The sequence below is a fragment of the Flavobacterium sp. H4147 genome, assembly GCF_029360735.1.
Classification (GTDB): Bacteria; Bacteroidota; Bacteroidia; order Flavobacteriales; family Flavobacteriaceae; genus Flavobacterium; species Flavobacterium endoglycinae.
The window spans coordinates 471,049-493,712 of sequence record NZ_JARKNB010000004.1 but is presented as its reverse complement, the minus strand read 5'-3'; the positions used below and the strand labels follow the sequence as shown (position 1 = coordinate 493,712).

General features: G+C 36.5%; 15 protein-coding genes. All 15 read left to right on the top strand.

Annotated features, from left to right (window positions below):
• The first annotated feature begins 177 nt into the window (after positions 1 to 177).
• The 15 genes from P2W75_RS19530 to P2W75_RS19460 all read left to right on the top strand — a co-directional run bounded on the left by P2W75_RS19530 (position 178) and on the right by P2W75_RS19460 (position 22,657).
• A complete protein-coding gene (locus P2W75_RS19530; RefSeq protein WP_207295381.1) occupies positions 178 to 3,303 on the top strand; it encodes a TonB-dependent receptor in 3,126 nt (1,041 codons plus the stop codon).
• A gap of 15 nt (positions 3,304 to 3,318) precedes the next feature.
• Entirely contained in the window at positions 3,319 to 4,791 is a 1,473-nt protein-coding gene (locus tag P2W75_RS19525; protein WP_207295380.1) for a RagB/SusD family nutrient uptake outer membrane protein, read from the top strand.
• Positions 4,792 to 4,916: 125 nt separating this feature from the next.
• The gene (locus P2W75_RS19520; RefSeq protein ID WP_276381754.1) at positions 4,917 to 6,833 is read left to right on the top strand and encodes an arylsulfatase; all 1,917 of its coding nucleotides are present in this window, start codon (positions 4,917 to 4,919) and stop codon (positions 6,831 to 6,833) included.
• A gap of 60 nt (positions 6,834 to 6,893) precedes the next feature.
• Entirely contained in the window at positions 6,894 to 7,445 is a 552-nt protein-coding gene (locus P2W75_RS19515) for a DUF1254 domain-containing protein (protein WP_207295378.1), read from the top strand.
• Between the two features lie 25 nt (positions 7,446 to 7,470).
• Complete coding sequence (locus P2W75_RS19510) at positions 7,471 to 8,064, top strand: DUF1214 domain-containing protein (RefSeq protein WP_276381753.1); 594 nt, start codon at positions 7,471 to 7,473, stop codon at positions 8,062 to 8,064.
• Between the two features lie 239 nt (positions 8,065 to 8,303).
• The gene (locus tag P2W75_RS19505; RefSeq protein WP_207295376.1) at positions 8,304 to 9,365 is read left to right on the top strand and encodes a sterol desaturase family protein; all 1,062 of its coding nucleotides are present in this window, start codon (positions 8,304 to 8,306) and stop codon (positions 9,363 to 9,365) included.
• A 4-nt stretch (positions 9,366 to 9,369) separates the two neighbouring features.
• Positions 9,370 to 10,083, top strand: coding sequence for a rhodanese-like domain-containing protein (locus P2W75_RS19500; RefSeq protein ID WP_276381752.1), 714 nt, complete (start codon positions 9,370 to 9,372; stop codon positions 10,081 to 10,083).
• 209 nt (positions 10,084 to 10,292) lie between these two features.
• A complete protein-coding gene (locus P2W75_RS19495; RefSeq protein ID WP_276381751.1) occupies positions 10,293 to 11,909 on the top strand; it encodes a sulfatase-like hydrolase/transferase in 1,617 nt (538 codons plus the stop codon).
• A 105-nt stretch (positions 11,910 to 12,014) separates the two neighbouring features.
• On the top strand, positions 12,015 to 12,575 hold the full coding sequence (locus tag P2W75_RS19490) for a putative sulfate exporter family transporter (protein WP_276381750.1): 561 nt from the start codon (positions 12,015 to 12,017) through the stop codon (positions 12,573 to 12,575).
• Positions 12,520 to 13,107 (top strand): YeiH family protein, encoded by a 588-nt coding sequence (locus P2W75_RS19485; protein WP_373921651.1) that lies wholly within the window; start codon positions 12,520 to 12,522, stop codon positions 13,105 to 13,107. Before P2W75_RS19490 ends, P2W75_RS19485 begins: the two co-directional genes overlap by 56 nt.
• Positions 13,108 to 13,751: 644 nt before the next feature.
• Complete coding sequence (locus P2W75_RS19480) at positions 13,752 to 15,410, top strand: arylsulfatase (protein WP_276381749.1); 1,659 nt, start codon at positions 13,752 to 13,754, stop codon at positions 15,408 to 15,410.
• A gap of 38 nt (positions 15,411 to 15,448) precedes the next feature.
• A complete protein-coding gene (gene cysK, locus P2W75_RS19475; protein WP_276381748.1) occupies positions 15,449 to 16,369 on the top strand; it encodes a cysteine synthase A in 921 nt (306 codons plus the stop codon).
• 105 nt (positions 16,370 to 16,474) lie between these two features.
• Positions 16,475 to 17,395 carry a family 2A encapsulin nanocompartment shell protein gene (locus P2W75_RS19470; protein WP_207295370.1) on the top strand — a complete coding sequence of 307 codons (921 nt, stop codon included), beginning with the start codon at positions 16,475 to 16,477 and terminating at the stop codon, positions 17,393 to 17,395.
• Entirely contained in the window at positions 17,379 to 19,310 is a 1,932-nt protein-coding gene (locus P2W75_RS19465) for a family 2A encapsulin nanocompartment cargo protein cysteine desulfurase (RefSeq protein ID WP_276381747.1), read from the top strand. Before P2W75_RS19470 ends, P2W75_RS19465 begins: the two co-directional genes overlap by 17 nt.
• 362 nt (positions 19,311 to 19,672) lie before the next feature.
• Complete coding sequence (locus P2W75_RS19460; protein ID WP_276381746.1) at positions 19,673 to 22,657, top strand: TonB-dependent receptor; 2,985 nt, start codon at positions 19,673 to 19,675, stop codon at positions 22,655 to 22,657.
• Positions 22,658 to 22,664 lie beyond the last annotated feature (7 nt).

The window sequence follows — 22,664 nt, the reverse complement described above, 5'->3', positions numbered from 1 at the left end:
AAGACAAAATGAAAATAATGACAAGCTGCTGTTGCAGATAAAAAAAAGCCATTTCTGCGGCAACAGAAATGGCAAGGCTAAAAGAATATTTATCACTAAATCAAGAAACCCATTGCAGGATGCTGAAAAATCAGTGTCCAGGGCGCCTTGTTAATTACTTAAAACCATTACAAAGAAATGAAAAAAAATATAAACCTCATTTTATGGGTTACATTTTTGTTGACATCCCTGCAATTTCAGGCGCAAAATACGACACCGCTTATTCAGTCTAAGCTCGATGGAACGGTAGTCGATGACATTACAAATCAGCCGATTATAGGCGCTTCAGTAAATATAAAAGGCACAACTCACGGGGTACAGACAGATACTGAAGGAAAATTTTATTTTCAGACGGGTCAGAAATTTCCTTACACTTTAATCGTAAGCTATATAGGTTATAAAAAACTGGAAATTGTAGTAGAGAAAAATCCAGTTATTATTCATTTAAAAGAAGAAAGACAGGAATTAGACGAGCTGGTTGTTGTGGGTTACGGAACACAAAAACGAAAAGACATTACAGGTTCTGTAGCTTCTGTTCCAAAAGCTAATTTATCTCAAGTTACTTCATCAGCAGATAATTTATTACGCGGTGCTGTTTCGGGTGTGGTAGTTACACAAAGTTCGGGTCGTCCAGGCGCTTCTTCAAGTGTGCGTATTCGTGGAGGAAACTCTATTACAGCAGGTAACGAACCGCTTTATGTTGTAGACGGAATCTTGATTTACAACGACAATAATAATAGTTCTGCCGGAGTTGCAAATGCCGGAGCAAGCTTAAACGTTTTGTCAACAATTAATCCATCGGATATTGAATCTATGGAAGTTTTAAAAGATGCTTCTGCTACAGCCATTTACGGTTCAAGAGGTGCGAATGGAGTTATCATCATTACTACAAAAAAGGGAACCAAAGGACAAGATAATATTTCGTATCAAGGATATTTTGGTTTTCAAAACGTTTCAAAGAAATTAAAACTTATGAATGCCAGCGAATGGGCAAGCTTACGTAATGATGTTCAGGCAAGTATTGGTCAGGCGCCTTCTTTTTCAGATGCTCAAATTGAAGCTTTTAAAACTTCTGGAAACTACGACTGGCAGTCGGCAGCTTTTAGAACAGCGGCTCCAATTCAAAATCACCAACTGTCTTTTTCAGGCGGTGACGAAAGATCAAGATATGCGATTTCTGCTGGATATTTTGATCAGGAAGGAATTGTTATCGGTTCTGATTTCAGAAGAATTTCACTTCGTGCAAATTATGAAAGAAACTATTCTCAGAACTTCAAATTTGGGGTTAATTCTAATTACAGCAATTCTATTTCTAACGGTATTGCATCAAACGGAAGCGGTGGAAGAAATCCAAATCCGCTTGTAAGTGTGAATCTTACTGCTCCGGTTGTTCCTATTCGAAATGAAGACGGAAGTTACAATGTGACTAACAACCCATACGCTACTTCTGTAAACGGTTATGTTCCGAACCCAATTAATGATTTGGAAAATACGATCAACGAAACTAAAATCAACCGAATTTTAACGAGTTTATTTGGTGAATATAAAATCACTAAAAAACTAACCGCAAAAGTGGCTGTAAGCGGTGACGTATTGAATACCAAACAAAACTATTATGCTCCTGCAAATACTTCAAATGGAGCGGGAACAAAAGGTTCTGCTGCTGTTGGAGATCGTGTAGTAAGCTCGGTATTAAATGAAAACACACTGAATTACAATACTAACTTCGGTGAAAACCATAAATTTTCAGCATTGGCAGGTTATACACTTCAATATACTCAGGGAGAAGTTGTGACTGCGGGCGCTAATACTTTTATTAATGACAATACTACATATGATGCCCTTCAAGATGGAGTACCAACAAAACCTGGAAGTGATGCTTTCGAAAGTGTTTTAAAATCATGGTTGGCGAGAGTAAACTATTCGTATAAAGGAAAATACAACTTTACGCTTTCAGGTCGTGCCGATGGTTCTTCACGATTTGGTTCTGAATCACTTTGGGGGTATTTCCCATCTGCTGGATTTTCTTGGAATATTACAGATGAAGAATTTGCAAACAACATTAAAGGCGTAACCGAAGCAAAACTTAGACTTACAGCTGGAACAACCGGAAACCAAGAAATTGGAAACTACCTTTCATTAGCTTCTATGGGTTCTGTAAATTACTCTTTCGGAGGAACAACTTATACGGGATTAGCTCCTACCCGATTGGCAAATCCTGATTTAAAATGGGAAAGAACCAATCAATATAATGTTGGTTTAGACTTATCATTATTAGATCGAAAAATCAATTTTGTGTTTGATGTGTATTACAAACAAACTAAAGATTTATTAATCAATGTTCCAGTACCGTTAACATCGGGGTATGCAACTGTTCTTCAAAACATTGGAGGCGTTGAAAATAAAGGTATCGAAATTGGTTTAACTACTGAAAATCTTAAAACAGAAAATTTCTCATGGAATTCTAATCTTGTTTTTTCTGCCAACAGAAACAAAGTAACTGCCATAGGAAATGGTGTAAATCAATTTTTTCCAGTAGTACCAAACGGTTCCTTATTACAACAGCAGCCCGTTATTGTAAAAGTAGGCCTGCCATTGGGAACTTTCTGGGGATACAGAACAAATGGAATCTTCCAAACGCAGCAAGAAGTAAATACACAGCCTAAAATCAACAGTTTGGCTAATACAAAAGTGGGTGACCGAAAATATGTTGACACAAACGGCGATGGTGTAATTACAGCTTTGGACAAAGGAAGTTTAGGTTCTTCACAGCCAAAATTTGTGGGAAGCTTCAGCAATACGATTTCATACAATGATTTTGATTTGAACTTCTCTTTCCAAGGATCTTACGGCGCAAAAATCTTCAATGCTTTAAACCAGCAGTTAGAAATCTCAACTCTTGGAACGAACGCGGCTGCGACTTTAAATGACCGTTGGACGCCAACAAATCCTAGCAATGAAATTCCGAGAGCAACAAGTTCTCCTTTAGGAATTGTTTCTGAAAGATATGTAGAAGATGCTTCTTTCTTACGATTGAAATTAATCACTCTTGGCTATACACTTCCAAAAAGTGTTTCTAAAAAACTGGGAACCAAAAGCGTGAAGTTTTATGTCTCTGCCGAAAATCTAATTACATGGACAAAATACACTGGATATGATCCAGAAGTAAGTTCATACGAACAAAATAACTTATATCCTGGAATCGATTTTGGTTCGTATCCAAACTCTAAAACATTCATTTCAGGTCTGAACGTAACATTCTAAGAAAAAAAATATACAATGAAAAAGATTATCCTAACATTCCTTTTAAGTACCGTTTTATTGGTATCGTGCACGGAGCTGGAAGTAACACCAACTTCCTTTACTACCGAAGATAATTACTTTAAAACTCAGGACGATGCTGTGGCAAGTGTAACTGCTGTATATGCTTCTTTAAACATAGATCCGGGTGAGCAAAGTTTATTTGGAAGAAACCTGTATTTCTTAACCGATATGGCAACAGATTATGCTGCTGCCGGAGTTTCGGCAACGAATCCGCAAGTGAGAGCTTTGAGCAGTTTAACACATGATGCAACTTCAGATCGTGTACAAGTAGCTTGGAGACAAATTTATGCCGGAATCAACAGAGCCAATGTTTCTATTGACAACATTCCGAAAGTTTCTGGATCAGAAGTAATAAAAACAAGATTAATCAATGAAGCAAAATTCATAAGAGGGCTTCTATACTTTCAAGCAGTTCGCCTTTGGGGTGGTGTTCCAATTGTTTTACACGAGCCAACTTCTATTCAGTTGGAAAGTTTAAAATCAAAAAGGGCTACTGTAGACGAAGTATATGCGCAAATCATCAAAGATTTAACCGATGCTGAAGCTTTACCCCCTACCTACACTTCTGCAGATGCTGGAAGAGCAACTTCTGGAGCTGCAAAAGCAATTCTGGCAAAAGTCTACCTAACGAGAAAAGATTGGGCTAATGCTATTGCAAAATCAAGAGAAGTAATAAATGGGGGTTACGGATATGCCTTGTTCGAAGACTTTCAAGATATTTTTACCAAAACTAAAAAGAACGGAAAAGAACATATCTTCTCAGTGCAGTTTGAACCTAATCAAGCTGGAAATGGTTCTAGCGGAAGTACTTTTCAAGCCACTTCATTTACTGGATTTACAGCCACAGAGCCTGCAGATATTATCTCGGATGTAGCTTTATTTTATGATATCTATGAAGCTGGAGACAAAAGAAGAGATGTAAGCTACGCAAAACAGCTCCTTAACCCAACAACTGGAACTTTATACACATTCCCGAAACCAATTTTCAAAAAATACTTGGATTTAACCAATCTCGCAACTCCTTCAAATGTGGCAATCAACTTTCCGATAATTCGTTATGCCGATATTTTATTGTCTTTGGCAGAAGCCATAAACGAACAAGGAACACCAACTCCTGAAGCATTTGAGCTAATTAATCAAGTACGAAGAAGAGCATACGGAAAACCTATTACAACACCGGATCCAACCGTAGATTTGGTAGGTTTAAACCAAACAACCTTTAGAGCAGCGATTCAGGAAGAACGAAAAAAAGAATTTGTTCAGGAAGGACAACGCTGGTACGATTTAGTTCGTTGGGGAACTTTGGTTACCGAAGTTAAAAAAGTAACGGCTAAAAACTCGGTTTCAGAAAAAAACAACCTATATCCAATTCCGCAGAGCGAAAGAAATATTGATCCGATTGGTTTACCACAAAACCCTGGTTATTAACAGCGAATGATATTAACACGTAGAAACATAGGACTATTTCCAGATAAAAAGACTCGAAACAAAACGATGATTCTATGTGTTGAAAAAACGCTTATCCAAAAACCCTTAACTAAAAAACTAGTAACATGAAAAAATTAAAAATCAATAGTATAGCCAAAAGTTCTAGAAAAGGACTTTTGCTTACTGCTTTTCTAGTTGCACAATTAGGAACAGCACAAGAACAATCAGAATTTAAAGGAACAATTGGCAAAACCTTAGCCGATTCTAAAGAATACTGGCCAGATCCAGTAACAGCGCCAAAAGGAGCTCCAAACATTGTCTGGATTTTATTAGATGATGTTGGATTTGGAGCATCAAGCGCTTTTGGAGGTTTAATCTCTACTCCAACATTTGAGAATCTGGCTAATAACGGTTTACGTTATACCAACTTTCACACAACTGCAATCTGTGCCCCTACGCGTGCCGCTTTATTAACGGGAAGAAATTCTGGAAGAGTTCACGTAAGCGGATTTTCTCATACTATTTTATCAGCTGGTTTTCCTGGCTGGGACGGAAGAATTCCTTCTGATAAAGGAACTATTGCAGAAATCCTTCGTGACAACGGTTACAACACATTTGCTGTTGGAAAATACGGAGTTACACCAGATGAAGATGCTTCAGATGCTGGTCCGTTTGACAGATGGCCAACCGGAAAAGGGTTTGATCATTTCTACGGATTCTTAGGTTCTCAAACCGATCAGTACAATCCTGATTTAGTGGAAGATCAAGTTCATATAAAACCAGATGGACGTCATTTAAATGAATTAATTACTGATAAAGCGATCAGCTACATTCAAAAACAACAAAAAGCAGCGCCGGGAAAACCATTTTTCTTGTACTATGCTCCAGGAGCCGTTCATGCACCTCATCAAGTTGCTGAAAAATGGGTTGAACCGTATAAAGGAAAATTTGACGAAGGCTGGGATGCTTACCGCGAAAAAGTATTGGCAAACCAAAAGAAATTAGGAATTTTTCCTCAAAACGCTGTGCTTCCAGAACGTAATCCTCTCATCACAGAATGGAAAAAGCTGACTCCAGATCAAAAGAAAGTATATGCAAGATTCATGGAAGTGTATGCTGGATTCCTAACATATACAGACGCTGAAGTGGGAAGAGTGGTTAATTATTTAAAAGAAAGCGGTCAGCTTGACAATACCTTAATCTTTGTGGCTATTGGTGATAACGGAGCCAGTAAAGAAGGAACTTTACAAGGAACCATCAATCAAAGTTTATTCTCTCAAGGAAAAACCGATGAAGAAAATTTTCAAAGCAACCTAAACAATATTGGAGAAATTGGAACTGCAAAAGGTTTAAATACCAATTATCCGTTAGGATGGGCGCAGGCAACAAACGTTCCTTTCAAAAACTGGAAACAAGATGCTCATTCTGAAGGAGGAACCCGTAATCCGCTGATTGTTTTCTATCCAAATGGAATTAAAGACAAAGGCGGCATCAGAAATCAATACAGCCACGTAACTGATATTCTGCCTACAACTTTAGATATTGTGGGAATCAAAGCACCAGAATACATCAAAAATATCAAACAAGATATTATTCAGGGCTCAACTTTCAAAGCTTCTTTAGACAATCCAAAAGCTGAATCGCTGCATAAAGTGCAGTATTACTACATCTTCGGAAACAGAGCAATTTATAAAGACGGATGGAAAGCAGCGGCAGCACATTTACCAGATTCATTTGCCGTGAAAAAATCGTTAGGAAACAACGAAAAACCTGCTCCAAGTAATTTCGATACAGATGTTTGGGAATTATACAACCTAAATGAAGATTTCAACGAACGTAACAATCTTGCAAAAAAATATCCTGAAAAACTAGCTGAACTTCAAAAATTATTTGATGAACAGGCAAAAGAAAACAATCTATATCCGTTGATTGACTGGCAGGATGTTTACAACAGAAGAATTCATAATACAGGAGCTGATAAAGGAAAAACAGTTTCTGATTTAATCAAACAGGCTTCAAAACCTGGAGGTACAACTAATTAAAAAAAACTTTTTCAGAGCTATTTATTTATAATAGCTCTGAAATTTAAATCAAGTAAAAAGATGGCAGCAACTAAACCAATTATTAAAAAAAGCATTTTCGCTTTGGTTCTTGTAGTAATTGCAGTAAGTTTTTACTACTTAACGATATGGGCAACGCCGTATTACGTTCAAAATAAATTTGCTTCAAAAAGCGAAGGTTACATCAATACACCCCGATTTGGAGAACAGCCAAATGCAGAAAACAGCAGAGTGATTCCGTTACCAAATCCTGATTTTTTATATTCGACGATTAATTACGATTTAAAAGAAAACATTCTCAAAATATCTGGAATTGTTCCTGATTCAACCTATTGGTCAATATCTGCATATCAGGAAAACACAACCAATTATTTTGTTGAAAACGAAGAAAAGGTAAAATCAAAATTCGAATATTATCTGGCTCCCAAAGGAAGTACCTCTGCAGCATTAAAAGATATTCCAAAAGAAAAAATTATCTACAGCCCTACAACAAAAGGATTAATCCTTTTTCGCTATCTAGTTTCAAAGGCTTATCCGGTAAAAACGTTAGCGCAATTGCAGCACGGCGTAAAAGTCGAAAAAATAGCCAATTAATATTTCAACTTTAAAATTAATTCAAATGGCTTTAAATCAAAAAATAAAGAAAATAGCAGCAGCGATAGGATTAATTCTTCTGGCTGTAATTCTAGGAAGCGGTATAGGCATTTATAAAATAGCATCAGGAAAAAGCGATTCGCAGCGCACAATTGGAAATTGGAAAACAGTCGATAAAGATAAAGACTTAAATACAGCCGATTTGCTTACAATTGCTCAAGTTGCCGTGTACGGACCTTATGCTCTAACTAAAAAAGAAGTAATTTATTTAAGCACAAATACCGACAGTGAAGGAAATGCAATAGACCCAAAATCAGATTACATCATTAATGGAAAAAAGCTGGATGCAAAATATTGGAGCATCACCGCTTATGATGAAAATGGATTTTTAATTAAAAACCCAATCAACAAATACAGCTACAATCTAGAAGATGTAAAATTTGAAGCCGACAGTACTTCTTATAAAATAAATCTTTCGGGTTCAGAAAAGAAAGAAAACTGGCTCCCAATCAATAATGTACAAAAAGTAACTTTAATTATCCGTTTGTATTTACCTTCAGAAAAATTGAGAGAAAATCTAACGGTTGAAACGCTTCCAAGCATTCAAAAAGTGAAATAACATGAAAATTATAACAAAAAACTAAAAAAGTAAATGATTAAATTCTATAAAATCCATAGAATTAGCAGTTATTTTATTTAGTTTTACATTAAAGAATTAAAATTCAAATAGATATGAAACGAGTAGATTATGAAATTATAGGAAAAAAGATTGTCGTTGGGATAATCTTGTTTTTAGTTCCGCTGGCCATTTTAGCTGGAGGATTATCACTAGTAAATCAATTTTTAAAATAAGAAATCATGGCAATAGTTCAAAAAGAAAAACTAACGAGAGACTTAACAATAAGCTTCTTTATTTATTCATTGCCGGTCGTGGCAATTTATCTTTATTTTAAATTAACAGGCGGAGCTGTAAGTGAATCGCACTTAACACTGCCTCCTTTTCTAGAGTTTGCGCAGCCTGTTTTTGCTAATATTCGAACTTGGGGATTAACGGTGTTTATGATCGTTTTAGGAATTATAGAATTTGCTGCAGGTTTATACGATGACGAATGGACTGGCGAAGAACGTAAAATAGACATTGTTTGTTTCTTAGCGCCAAAATTACTTTTACCTCCTGTAATTGCATTTTTCAGCTTAACTGCTTTGCCGTATTTATTACCAAATTTGGCCAATTCATTATCATGGGTTCCGTTTTGGGGAGGTTTCTTCCTAATCGCAATTGCCGATGATTTAACACAGTATTGGTATCACAGGCTTCACCATCAGGTTCCGTTTTTGTGGCGTTTTCATAGAACACACCATTCTGCTCCGTATATGGGAATGGCAATGGCTTCTCGACAAAATTTTATCTATACAGTTTTCTTTTCGCAGATTTACCTAACAGCAACACTAACCTATTTAGGTTTAGGACTTCCAGCTTTGTTTGTTTTAGTAATTAAAAGTTTCATCACTTTGGGAGCGCACTCAAGTATTCCATGGGACAAACCTTTTTACAAATACAAAGTTTTACACCCAATTGCATGGGTTTTAGAAAGACTAATTTCTACTCCTGCAACACATCACGCACACCACGCTGATACGAGCGGAGACGGTGTTGGCCATTTTAAAGGAAATTTCGGAAACATGTTTTTTATCTGGGACGTTATTTTCGGAACAGGATTAATCACACGTCAGTATCCAAAATCTTTCGGAACAAAATCATATAAACAGGAAGAATGGTATGCACAATTTCTTTGGCCGATTTTTAAATCTAAAAAAGAAGGAAGTTCTCTTGCCGAAGGTGTGCTTTCACTTCCATCAAAACCAAAAGCCATTCCAATTGAAGAAACTCCAGTTCCAGTATTAGAACAGGTTCAATAGTAAAATGAAAAGCTTAAAACTAAAATTCAGTTTAACAGCAATTGTATTCTTCATTACAATTGCTGTTTTTTCACAAGGACAAAGCGCCAATTTACTGCTGGATGCTTTTTACACAAAAGTAAAAGCCCAAAAACAACCGCAGATAATTGACGCAAGAGGTCCCGAAGAATTTGCACTTAATCACATTGAAGGTGCAGTTAATTTCAATCTCAAATCAGAAGATTATGAAAAACACGTTACAGCTTTAAATCCGTCAAAACCCGTATTTATTTATTCGATTGCAGCTTATAGAAGCGGACTTTTGGCTGCTGATCTTGGAAAAAGAGGTTTTACAGAAGTCTATATTCTAGAAGGCGGTATTGCCAGCTGGATTGGAGGCGGGAAACCTTTTTACAGCAATTTAAAAAGCAAATTATCATTGCCCGAATACAAAAAAATACTTTCTGAAAATCAATATGTTTTAGTAGATATTGGTTCAAAATATTGTGCGACGTGCAAAACCGTAAAGCCAATTTTAGAATCACTTAGAAGCCAATACGGCGAAAAGCTAAAAATTATCGAAATTGAATTGGAAGAAAGCCCGCAGGTCATTGCCGATTTAAAAAACGTAAAAGTATTCCCTACCTTAATTCTGTATCAAAACGGTAAAATCATTTTCAAAAAAGATGGTTTAGGAGATTTGAAAAATGATGTCGATACGGCTTTGGCTTCCCGATAAATGCTTTAAAACTTTCACAAAGCATTTATTACACAATTAATAAAATATTTTAACACATAGAAACATAGTTTTAAAGTTTATGTCAAAGGCATTTCGTTGCGAATAAGCCATATAGTGCTATTTTGAAATAATCATTCCCTATACCTTCTCTCAAATACGTCAAATTCTATGTTTCTATGTGTTAAACCACTAACAACCAACCAAAAACCATGGCAGCATATAAAAAAATAACCAAGATTGTTGTATCTATTTTAGTCGTACTTCTGCTTCTGGCGGCTTTCTTTTTCTGGCCTATAAATACCAATGAAAATTTAATCCAAGACAATAAAAAACTAGCCGAAGGAAAAACTGCTTTTCTATCGCAGAAAGATACTTCTACAATAGAAAAAAGACCCAATATTATCATTCTCCTTGCCGATGATTTAGGCAAATACGATATTTCGTTGTACGGCGGAAAATCAACACCAACACCTCAGATTGATTCTCTAGCTGCATCAGGCGTTACTTTTACCGAAGGTTATGTTTCTGCTCCTATTTGTTCACCATCGCGCGCCGGATTACTTACAGGCCGTTATCAGGAACGTTTTGGACATGAATTTCAACCAGGAGACCGTTATCCAAAAAATAACTTAGAATATTATGCCTTCAAATATTTGATTAACACCAACAATTGGAGACTTAATCCAAAAATCGAATATCCAAACGATGCTTCTATTGCCACGCAGGGACTTCCTCAGTCTGAAATTACCTTTGCCGATTTAGCTAAAAGAAAAGGCTACAGTACAGGAATTATTGGAAAATGGCATCTCGGACATAACAAAGGATTTTTCCCTTTAGACAGAGGTTTCGATTATCATTACGGATTTTATCAGGCCTTCTCGCTTTTTGCTCCAGAAGATAATAATCCCGATATTATCAATCATCACCATAAAGATTTTACCGATAAAGTAATCTGGGGACAAGGAAGAGTTGGGATTGGACAAATTCGCAGAGACAATACAATTATTGACGAAAAAGAATATCTGACTGAAAAATTTGCAGACGAAGCCGAAGCTTTCATCGATAAAAATAAAAACAAACCGTTTCTGCTGTATGTTCCGTTCAATGCACCGCACACGCCGTTTCAAGTCCGCAAAAAATATTACGACCGTTTTCCAAATGTAAAAGACGAAAACAAACGTGTTTATTTTGCTATGATCAGCGCATTAGATGATGCTATTGGAAGAATTCGCGAAAAAGTGCGAAAAGAAGGTTTAGAAGAAAACACGTTGATCTTTTTTGCCAGCGACAACGGCGGCGCCGATTATACTTTTGCCACCACAAACGCACCACTAAAAGGCGGAAAATTTTCTCATTTTGAAGGCGGTATCAATGTTCCTTTTGCACTTTCGTGGAAAGGAAAAATCAAACCGCATACGATTTACAAAACACCAGTAATTTCCCTAGATATTTTCAGCACTATTGCTGCAGCGATACATTCTGATCTTCCAAAAGACCGTGTTTACGACGGAATTGATTTAGTTGATGTTGTAAACAACAATAAAGAAGCGCATAAAAATTTATACTGGCGTTCCGGCGATGCAAAAGCTATTCGAAGCGACAACTGGAAATTAATCATCAGCGGTAAAACGCACGAAACCTGGCTGTATGATTTATCGAAAGACAAATTTGAAAAAACCGATCTTGCAGCTCAGAATCCTCAAAAAGTAAAAGAACTTCAGGCTGCTTTGCAAACTTGGGAAAAAGGACTTGTAAAACCTTTATGGCCTAATTTAATGCATTATGAATTTGATTTCGGCAAACAAAAATACTTTGTCGATTTGTAACTAACATTTTTACTCCTGCAAGGTTTTGAAAACCTTGCAGTTTATTTTTAAGGATATATAATCAATATTTTCAAGGTTTAAAACCGTGAAGGAAATACACATACGATGTCAAACTCAACAAAACAATTTAATATCCACGAAGACTGGACAGTCGTAATTTTAGGATTTTTAATAATTGGAATTTCGCTTTTTATTTTTCTTCCTGAAATTCCTATTTTCATCTGGTCAAGTGTATCAGACTTAAAAGAAAAAGTTCTCAATTCCGAAAATCTGCAAATCATAGGCATCCAGTTCTTGTATCTTATTGCAATAGGAATTGTTGGCACCTTTTTGGTCGGAAAATCAGTAAAATACTTTCTTGCAGTATTCCCAATAGTATATATTCTAACACTTTTGGCACTTCTCGCTGCTGGAAATTCTGAAATAAAAGCACTCAATTTAGAAGCCGTAATTTTCAGTCTGCTTATCGGTCTCGTTATTGGGAATTTCTTCAAACTTCCAGATTGGTTCCGAAATGCACTTTCGACCGAATTATTCGTAAAAATTGGATTGGTCTTATTAGGAACCAGTGTTATCTTTTCAGACATTCTAAAAGCCGAGTGCAGTTTCAATCTGTGGTGTTTCTGCTGCCATTGCCACTTCGGGAGCTATAAAAGGGGATTCTAAAAAACTCTCGTATGTTATTTCCATCGTTTTGGTTACGGCAATTCCCATGATGATATTCATGCCGGTAATCGCACGGTATTTCAATTTCCCCGAAGAAGTTACGGGAGCCTGGCTTGGAGGAAGCATCGATACATCTGGAGCAGTAGTTGCTTCTGGCACTTTGGTTGGCGAAACGGCTTTAAAAATCAGCACGATTGTAAAATTTTCTCAAAATGTTTTATTAGGATTAGCTGCTTTTGCTATTTCAGTTTATTGGACCTATAGTCACAACACATCGGCTGAAGCGGTTGAATCAAAACCAACTTTAAAAGTAATCTGGGAGCGCTTTCCAAAATTTGTAATTGGTTTTATTGCAGCATCATTAATTTTTTCCTTTCTAATTACACCTGAAGTAAGAGATACTGTAAAAGACAGTTTAAAAACTCTGCAGGGAATCTGGTTTGCGTTAGCCTTTACCAGTATTGGGCTAGAAACTAATTTTAAAGATTTACTAGCTCATAACAGCCGTAAGCCCTTATTCGCTTTTTTATAGCCCAATTATTTAATGTAATTGTAACGCTGATTATTGCCTTTTTGCTTTTCGGCTGATTTTAAAAATAAAAAAACAGTAATCCAACTTATTCCAAACTAACAAAGCCTACAGATTTTAAATTCCTGTAGGTTTTTTCATTTTAACCTTTTCAAATAAAAACCATAAATACCTATTAATCAGAGTATAATTTTCTTTTTTCAAAAAAAATGAAAGATTAATTTGGATTTCACAATTTTAAATATAATTTTGTCTATAGAATTAGTAGAGTTTAAAATTAAAAACTTACATTTTGAAAACAACAGCAACCAAAACGTATTACATTCTTCCTAAAAAATACACCTATAACACCTTTTGTTATATGTGCAGCTGTTGTTAATTCCTTTACCTGTCCGTTATGATTCTTTTGAAAACCAAAATCAAAAAACACAAATCTAACGGAACTTATATTCCAATTTTTATTGATCCGTAAATAACTGTTTGAGACATTTTGTTTCAGGAGAAGTTACGCTGTTATAAAATCAAAAATGAAATGAAGCCGACAAACTAAAAATTGTTTTTGATTACTCCGGATCATTTCTGCGGCAACAGAAATGATCCTTTTTAAAAAGAATATTTATCACTAAACAAACAAAAAACAGAATACAATGAATACAAAATTTACCAGATTGTTTTTTTCTATCGTCGCGTCAGGAATGTTAGGTTCACACAATTCGAACGCTCAAACCACATCATCAAAACCTAATATTATTTTAATACTGGTAGATGATATGGGTTATTCTGATTTAGGAAATTACGGTTCAGAAATCAAGACGCCAAATTTAGATAAACTGGCTTCAGAAGGTTTACGTCTACGCGAATTTTACAACAATTCGATTTGTGCGCCTACAAGAGCTTCCCTCCTAACCGGACAATATCAGCATAAAGCCGGAGTTGGTTTCTTCGATGTTAATCTAGGACTTCCTGCCTATCAAGGTTATTTAAACAAAGAATCTTTAACATTAGGCGAAGTTTTCCGTTCTGGAGGTTACAGCACACTTTTATCAGGAAAATGGCATGTGGGTTCCGAAGATCAGTCGCAATGGCCAAATCAAAGAGGTTTTGACAAATTTTACGGAATTCTAAAAGGGGCTTCTAACTACTTTGACACAAAACCGCTTCCTTTCGGAAAAACACCTTATCCGGTAAAATTAATCCGCAATAATGAAGAACTGCATCCTAAAGATGATTCGTATTATTTTACAGATGAAATTGGAAACAATGCCGTTACTTTTTTAGACGAGCAGAACAAAGAAAATAAGCCTTTCTTTTTGTACTTGGCTTTTACAGCTCCGCACTGGCCTTTACAAGCCAAACCAGTTGATATTGCAAAATACAGAGGAAAGTTTGATGAAGGCTGGGATGTTTTAAGAGAAAAAAGAATCCAAAAACTAAAAGCCAGCGGCCTTTTACCAGCAGATCAGACGATAGCGCCAAGAGATCCTGAAGTACCCGAATGGAATAAATTGACGTATGACGAAAAACAATTCTGGAAAGCCAAAATGGAAGTCTACGCCGCAATGGTCGACAATATGGACCAGAATGTTGGAAAGGTTTTAGACAAACTAAAAGCACTTAAAAAAGATAAAAACACCCTGATTATTTTCATTTCAGACAATGGCGCTCAAGGCGGATTCAACACTTACAATCCCCTTGGAAGAGGTTTAGTCCGAAACGATGGACCTGTGGGAACGTCGGGCTCATTTGATTATCAGGAACAAAACTGGGCTTATTTATCGAACACTCCGTTACAGCAATACAAAAACAATATGCACGAAGGCGGTTTCAGTTCGCCGTTTATTGCTTGGTTTCCATCAAAAATAAAAGCTGGAAGAATCGATAAAGGAACGGGACACATTATTGACCTTGCTCCTACTTTTTATGAACTTGCCGGAATAGAATACCCAAAAGAATATAATGGTGTGTTAACAAACGCTTTGGCTGGAAAAAGTTTGTTGCCTGTTTTATTTGATAATGTTTCGCAGGTAGAAAGAGACACACCATTATTTTGGGAAAGAGCGGGAAATAGAGCTGTTCGTGACGGAAAATGGAAATTGGTTTCTATTTATCCTTCTTACGAATGGGAATTGTACAACCTTGAAACTGACCGAGGTGAAACCACCAATGTCGCTCAGCAGAATCCGGGAATTGTAAACAAACTTTCTGCCTTATATTTTGACTGGGCAGATAAAACCGGAGTTGTTGAATACAGTAAATTCAAACTTAAACCCGAAACCATGCCGGGCGGTGCCGCACTGAAAAAGTAAAGCCTCGCACAAAACTTATTTAGTAAAATATCAAACACATGAAATATCAGAACATTTTAGAAACCATTGGCAATACGCCGCACATAAAGCTCAACAAGCTTTTTAAAACCCACGAGGTATGGATTAAATTAGAAAAAGCCAATCCAGGATCAAGCATAAAAGACCGAATTGCTCTGGCTATGATTGAAGATGCCGAAAAAAGAGGAATTTTAAACCCTGATTCGATAATTATTGAACCAACGTCTGGCAATACCGGAATTGGATTATCGCTGGTGGCGGCCGTAAAAGGTTACAAAGTAATTATTGTAATGCCGGAATCAATGAGTGTTGAACGACGTAAAATTATCGAAGCTTACGGCGCAGAATATGTTTTAACTCCAAGAGAAAAAGGAACTTCTGGTGCTGTTGAAAAAGCAAACGAATTGGCTTCGACTATTAAAAACGCTTTTCTGCCATCACAATTTACTAATCGTGCCAATGTTGAAGTTCACGAACGAACTACTGCACAGGAAATCCTAGCCGATTTTCCAGACGGAATTGATTATCTCATTACCGGCGTAGGAACGGGCGGGCATATTACCGGAGTTTCTAAAATTCTGAAACAACATTTCCCTAATTTAAAAACCATTGCGGTAGAACCAGCACTTTCGCCTGTTTTAAGCGGCGGAATTGCGGCACCTCACCCTTTACAAGGAATTGGAGCTGGATTTATTCCTGAAGTTTTTAACAGAGATTATATTGATGAAATTATCACAATCGAAAAGAATGATGCTTTCAATTTTGCCAAAAAACTAACGAAAGAAGAAGGAATTTTTGGTGGAATTTCCACAGGAGCGGCATTAGCAGCTGTTTCAAAAAAGATAAAAAATATCCCTGAAGATGCCGTAATCCTTACATTTAATTACGATACTGGAGAACGTTATCTTTCTGTTGAGGAATTATTCGATTTTTTCTCATAAAAAACTAAATACCAAACCATTACACTAAAATAAAATCTTTAATTTTAACAATTAAATACTTAAAATTAGAAGAAACAAAAAAATTAACCGAAAAACCTTAAAACTATGGCAGATTTACAAAAACAACAGACCGCTTTAGGCGATGTTGCAGCGAGACAACTCGCAATTGCAACCCGTACCGTTCCTCAAATTGGAACTATTACACCACGCTGGCTGACACATTTACTGCATTGGGTTCCAGTAGAATCAGGTGTATTTCGTTTGAATAAAGTGAAAAACGCAAATCACATCGAAGTAGATTGTTCGGCACGCGACGAAAGAGTTTTACCTAATACTTTTGTCGATTATGTAGAAAACCCAAGAGAATACAATCTGGCAGCTGTTCAAACTATTGTGGATGTTCATACCCGTGTTTCTGATTTATACAGCAAACCGTACAATCAGATTTCAGAACAGCTTCGTCTGGCAATCGAAACCATAAAAGAGCGTCAGGAAAGCGAATTAATCAACAACAAAGATTACGGTTTATTAAGCAACGTAGCACCTTCTCAAATTATAAAAACACGTACCGGCGCGCCAACTCCAGATGATTTAGACGAACTGCTTACGAAAGTTTGGAAAGAACCGGGATTCTTCCTTTTGCATCCTTTGGCAATTGCCGCTTTCGGACGCGAATGTACACGCCGTGGTGTTCCGCCCCCTACGACTTCTTTGTTTGGATCTCAGTTTTTAACATGGAGAGGAATTCCGCTTATTCCATCTGATAAACTGCCAATCAAAAATGGAAAATCAAAAATCATTTTACTTCGTACCGGAGAAAGCCGTCAAGGAGTTATTGGATTAATTCAGCCTGGTTTACAAGGAGAACAATCTCCGGGATTATCAGTACGTTTTATGGGTATCAATGAAAAAGCCATTGCTTCTTATTTAGTTTCTCTTTATTGCTCACTGGCTATTTTGGTAGATGATGCTATTGCTGTTTTAGAAGATGTAGAAATAGGAAAGTATCATGAGTACAAATATTAACAACAACGGTTTACCAAATATTGACGATCTGCAGTTGTTGGCTAACGAATTGTTCAAAGCCCTGCCTAATGAATTTCCAAAAGAAATTTCATTAAGTCCAGACAAAAGCGAACATCCTCGTGCTGCAAAATTGGCAGAAACGATATTGCATACCGGAAGTACTGATTCTTTAAATCAGGTACCGCTGGCAGTTCCGTCAAATGTACAGACTGCGCAGCATTCTTTCAGTGGTTTTGGCGTTTCTCCTTCAGTTGTCGATTATGGTCATACAGGAGCCTCTGTTTTATATCCAAATGCTGGTGCAGGATTTGATCCGCAAAGTGAAAATTATTCAAAAGGAATTCATGACAATCAAAACTTAAATCTGAACAATCCGCAAACAGGATTTTACGATATCAATTTGAATAACGGAACACCGCAGCTGAATGAAGAAAGTATTTTTTCATCCATAGCATTGAATAATCAATACCTTCCGTTTCAGACTGAAAGTTCTTCTTTTGAAATAGAATTACAAACCGCATTAGCTTCTGTTGATACACAGTTTAGAAAGCGTGTGGATTTCCCATTAAATGGAAATGAAACTGCCGCTGCTTACTATTTTTTAGAACAGAATCCTTTTGCTTTTGACAGAAGAAGTTCCAATATAATTGTGGGAAATTCATTCGACACAAAAGAAATTCCTTTGTTTAAAGCAACTCATTTTGATGCTGCATTGGTAAAAAAGGATTTTCCTATTCTAAATGAAACCGTAAACGGCAAACCATTGGTTTGGTTTGATAATGCGGCAACAACTCAAAAACCAAAATCGGTTATTGATCGTATTGCGTATTTCTACGAACATGAAAATTCAAATATTCATCGTGCGGCACATGAACTGGCAGCACGAGCATCTGACGCTTATGAAGCGGCACGTGAAAAAGTAAAAACTTTTTTGAATGCCAATTCAGTTAACGAAATTGTATTTGTACGAGGCGCTACAGAAGGAATTAACTTAGTAGCATCGACTTGGGGCGAACATAATTTATCTTCTGGAGATGAAATTATAGTAAGCAATCTGGAACATCACGCCAACATTGTTCCGTGGAAGCGACTGGCGGATAAAAAAGGATTGAAACTAAGAGTAATTCCAGTAGATGATGATGGTCAGATTCTTCTTGATGAATATGCAAAACTACTGAATTCGAAAACGCGTTTAGTTGCTTTTACCCAAGTTTCAAACGCACTTGGAACGGTTACTCCGGCAAAAAAAATAGTCGAAATGGCTCATGTCGCTGGAGCAAAAGTTTTAATAGATGGCGCACAGTCGGTTTCGCACATGAAAGTGGATGTACAGCATTTAAATCCAGACTGGCTGGTTTTTTCAGGTCATAAATTATTTGGCCCAACAGGAATTGGAGCTTTATATGGAAAAGAAGACCTTTTAAATGAAATGGAGCCTTACCAATCTGGTGGAAATATGATTCAAGATGTCACTTTTGAAGAAATCAAATACCACAAAGCACCAAATCGTTTTGAAGCCGGAACAGGAAACATAGCTGATGCGATTGGACTTGGCGCTGCAATAGATTATGTTTCCAAACTTGGAATTGAAGCTATTGGACAGTATGAACATTTTTTACTAGAATATGCTACCCGACTTTTAAAAGAAATTCCGGGCGTTCGTTTAATTGGAACGGCAAAAGACAAAGCCAGTGTATTGTCTTTCAATTTACAAGGTTACAGCAACGATCAGGTTGGACAAGCTTTAAACCGTGAAGGTGTCGCGGTGCGAACCGGACATCATTGCGCGCAGCCTATTCTAAGAAGAATGGGAGTTGAAACCACTGTACGGCCTTCACTGGCATTTTACAATACAACCGAAGATGTCGATACGTTTATTAAAACACTTTGGGAACTTAAAAAAGTAAAATTCTAAAATCTATTCCTCCCCCGATAACTACTTTTTTTTGATATTTTAAGTAATTACGACCAAAAGCGATAGTTCAATCACTATCGCTTTTTTATTTAAAACCTAAATTATTATCAGTAAAACGGTTTAAAATTGCGGTTTTAAAGGCCATTTTATGTTAAATATCATCATATAAAACGCGAATGATTCTTTTTTGTTTAACATTTTATCAAAAAAGGGCTTTTCTTTTAACAGAAACTTACAAAAATATTTTATTTAGTTACAAATAACACAAAAACCAATCCTATTGTGAAATTTATTGTTAAAAAACCTTTAAAAATTAACAGTAATTTAGGATATTTGAAAGAACTAATTTAAACGAAATGAATATGAAAATTAACCTAAAGCATTTTTTATGGCTGATCTCAATACTATTTGTACAGATTGCCGCTGCTCAACAGGAATCAATTTCCGGAAAAGTAATCGATAAAAAAGGAATGCCAATTCCTGGTGTAAATATCATTTTAAAAGGCACAAACATAAGTACTCAAACTGATTTTGACGGTTTGTTTAAAATTGCGGCCAAAAAAGGCCAGATCCTTACCGTAAGTTATGTAAGCTTTAATACGGTAGAAGTTCCAGCTGCTAACCAAATGACTATAGAACTGGTTGAAACTCAAAACGAACTAGAAGCTGTACTCGTTGTAGGATACGGAACACAATCAAAAAGAAACCTTACTGACAATATCGCTAGAGTAACTGCTAAAGATATTCAGCAGATTCCAGTTTCAAACGTGCAGAACGCATTAGTTGGAAAACTGGCAGGGGTTCAGATTACACAGACCAATGGTAAAGTTGACGGAGGAATTAACATTCGTGTGCGCGGTGCGGCAAGTATCAGCGCCGGAACACAGCCATTGTATGTACTAGATGGAATTCCTTTGATTAATGATGATGAATCTAGTAACGGTGCGCCAACCAACCCATTGCTGACTTTGAGCACCAACGAAATCGAATCGATAGATGTATTAAAAGATGCTTCTTCTGCTGCGATTTACGGAGCACGTGGAGCCAACGGGGTGGTTTTAATTACCACTAAAAAAGGAAAAGAAGGAAAAGGATCTTTTACTGTAAATCTTTCTCAAGGGGTTAGCGAAGCTACACATAAAAGAAAATGGCTTAACGCAAAACAATACGTTGAATTATTGCAAGAAGCAGGACGTAACGTTGACGATTTGGAATCAGTTGAAGATGAACTGGAATATCTTTCTCAAGGAACAGACTGGAGAAATGGCGCAGTAGATACCGACTGGCAGGATATCGCTTTAAAAACAGGTTACACAACAGATGCTGATTTTTCTGCTTCTGGAGGAGACGATAAAACAAAATATTTCTTTTCAGGTGCGTACAACAACACAATTGGTATTGTAGACAGTAATACTTTAGAAAGATTTACAGCAAGAACCAACGTATCACATAGAGTTACGGATCGTCTTACTTTAGGAATGAACCTTGGATTTTCTAGATCTTTAATTCACAGAGTTCAAGATGACAACTCGTTTTCTTCACCGTTGCAGTCAGTTGCACAAGCACCAATTTCGCCTGCAAGATTAGAAGATGGAAGTGCTAACCCAAATACAGAATATTCAAATTATCTTTTAGCAAAAGACAACACTTTCTGGAAAACCATAATGCGAAGATTAACCGGAAAAGTTTTTGGAGAATTTAGAATCTTGTCTTCTCTAAAATTTAATTCTGACTTCTCATATGACCTTTTATCCCAAACAGAAGATTACTGGCAGGGTAAAAACGCTCCTTTTATGGCAACAGATGGAGCTGTATTTGCAACTTCTGTAAACACAGAAAACTATGTTTCGAGTAACTACTTCACATTTGATAAAACATTTGCTGAAAAGCACAATTTAAATGTGGTTGCAGGTATGGAATTCAACAAATACCACAGAAGATATCAAGATGTAAACAGTATTTATTTCTCAAGCGATGATTTTCAAACTGTTGATGGTGGTGCCGAGGTAAACGAAGGGCACGGAAACGAAACAGATTATGCATTTGTTTCTCAGTTTGGGAGATTAAATTATTCGTACATGGGTAAATACCTTTTAAAAGCTAGTATTCGTCGCGACGGATCTTCTCGTTTTGGTAAAAATGAACGTTTTGGAGTTTTTCCAGCCTTTTCTGCCGGATGGGTTATTTCTCAGGAAGAATTCTTAAAAGACAATAATGTCCTGACGAATTTAAAAGTTAAAGGAAGCTGGGGAAAATTAGGAAATGCCGAAATTGGAAATTTTGCATCACGCCAGCTTTACAGACCAAATCCGTATAACTTGAAATCTGGACTAACATTCGATCAGCCGGGTAATAATGATTTAACTTGGGAAAAATCAGCTCAAACTGATTTTGGTATTGAAGTTGGATTTATCAACAGATTCTCGCTTGAAGCAGATTATTACCAAAAAGATACTGACGGATTGCTTTTCGAAGTACCGCTTCCAATAAGCTCTGGAGCTGCATCTATTAATAAAAACATTGGAAAAATTAGAAGCAATGGTTTTGAAGTCACTTTAAATACTAAAAACATTGACAAAGAAAACTTCAAATGGAACACAAGCTTTAACCTTACTACAAACCAATCGAAAGTAAAATCACTTCCGAATGACAACAGAGATATTATTGTTTCATACAACATCAATAGAGTTGGCGAAAACATTTCATCTTTTTATTTAGTAGAATACGCAGGTGTTGATCCAGAAAACGGAGATGCCTTATTTTACAAAAACACTAAAAAGGCTGATGGTACACTTGACCGCACCAAAACAAACGATTATAGTGAAGCACAACGTGTTATTATGGGGAATCCATTCCCAACTTTAATGTCGGGTTTAACAAACACGATTATTTATAAAGGATTTGATTTTTCATTTACTTTCCAAGGAGAATGGGGAGCTAGCATTTACAACTCGGCAGGAATTTACCAATCAACTGCTGCTGATTACTTTGATAACCAAACAGCAGATCAGTTAAACAGATGGCAGAAACCTGGTGATATTACCGATGTACCTCAAGCGCGTTTTGGAGGTTCAAACGGGACACAGGATTCTTCCCGCTATCTTGACAAAGCCGATTTTGTTCGTTTAAGAAACCTTACTTTAGGATATACACTTCCTAAAGATGTATTGAAAGATTTAGGTATGAGCAGCTTAAGAGTTTATTTCACTGCTGTAAACCTTTTAACTTTTACTAACTACAAAGGTAACGACCCAGAAGCAAGAAGAGATGATACGGGAATTGGGGAAGATTTTTACTCTGCACCACCGGCAAGAACAACAGCAATTGGTGTAAACTTTAATTTTTAAAAAGAAC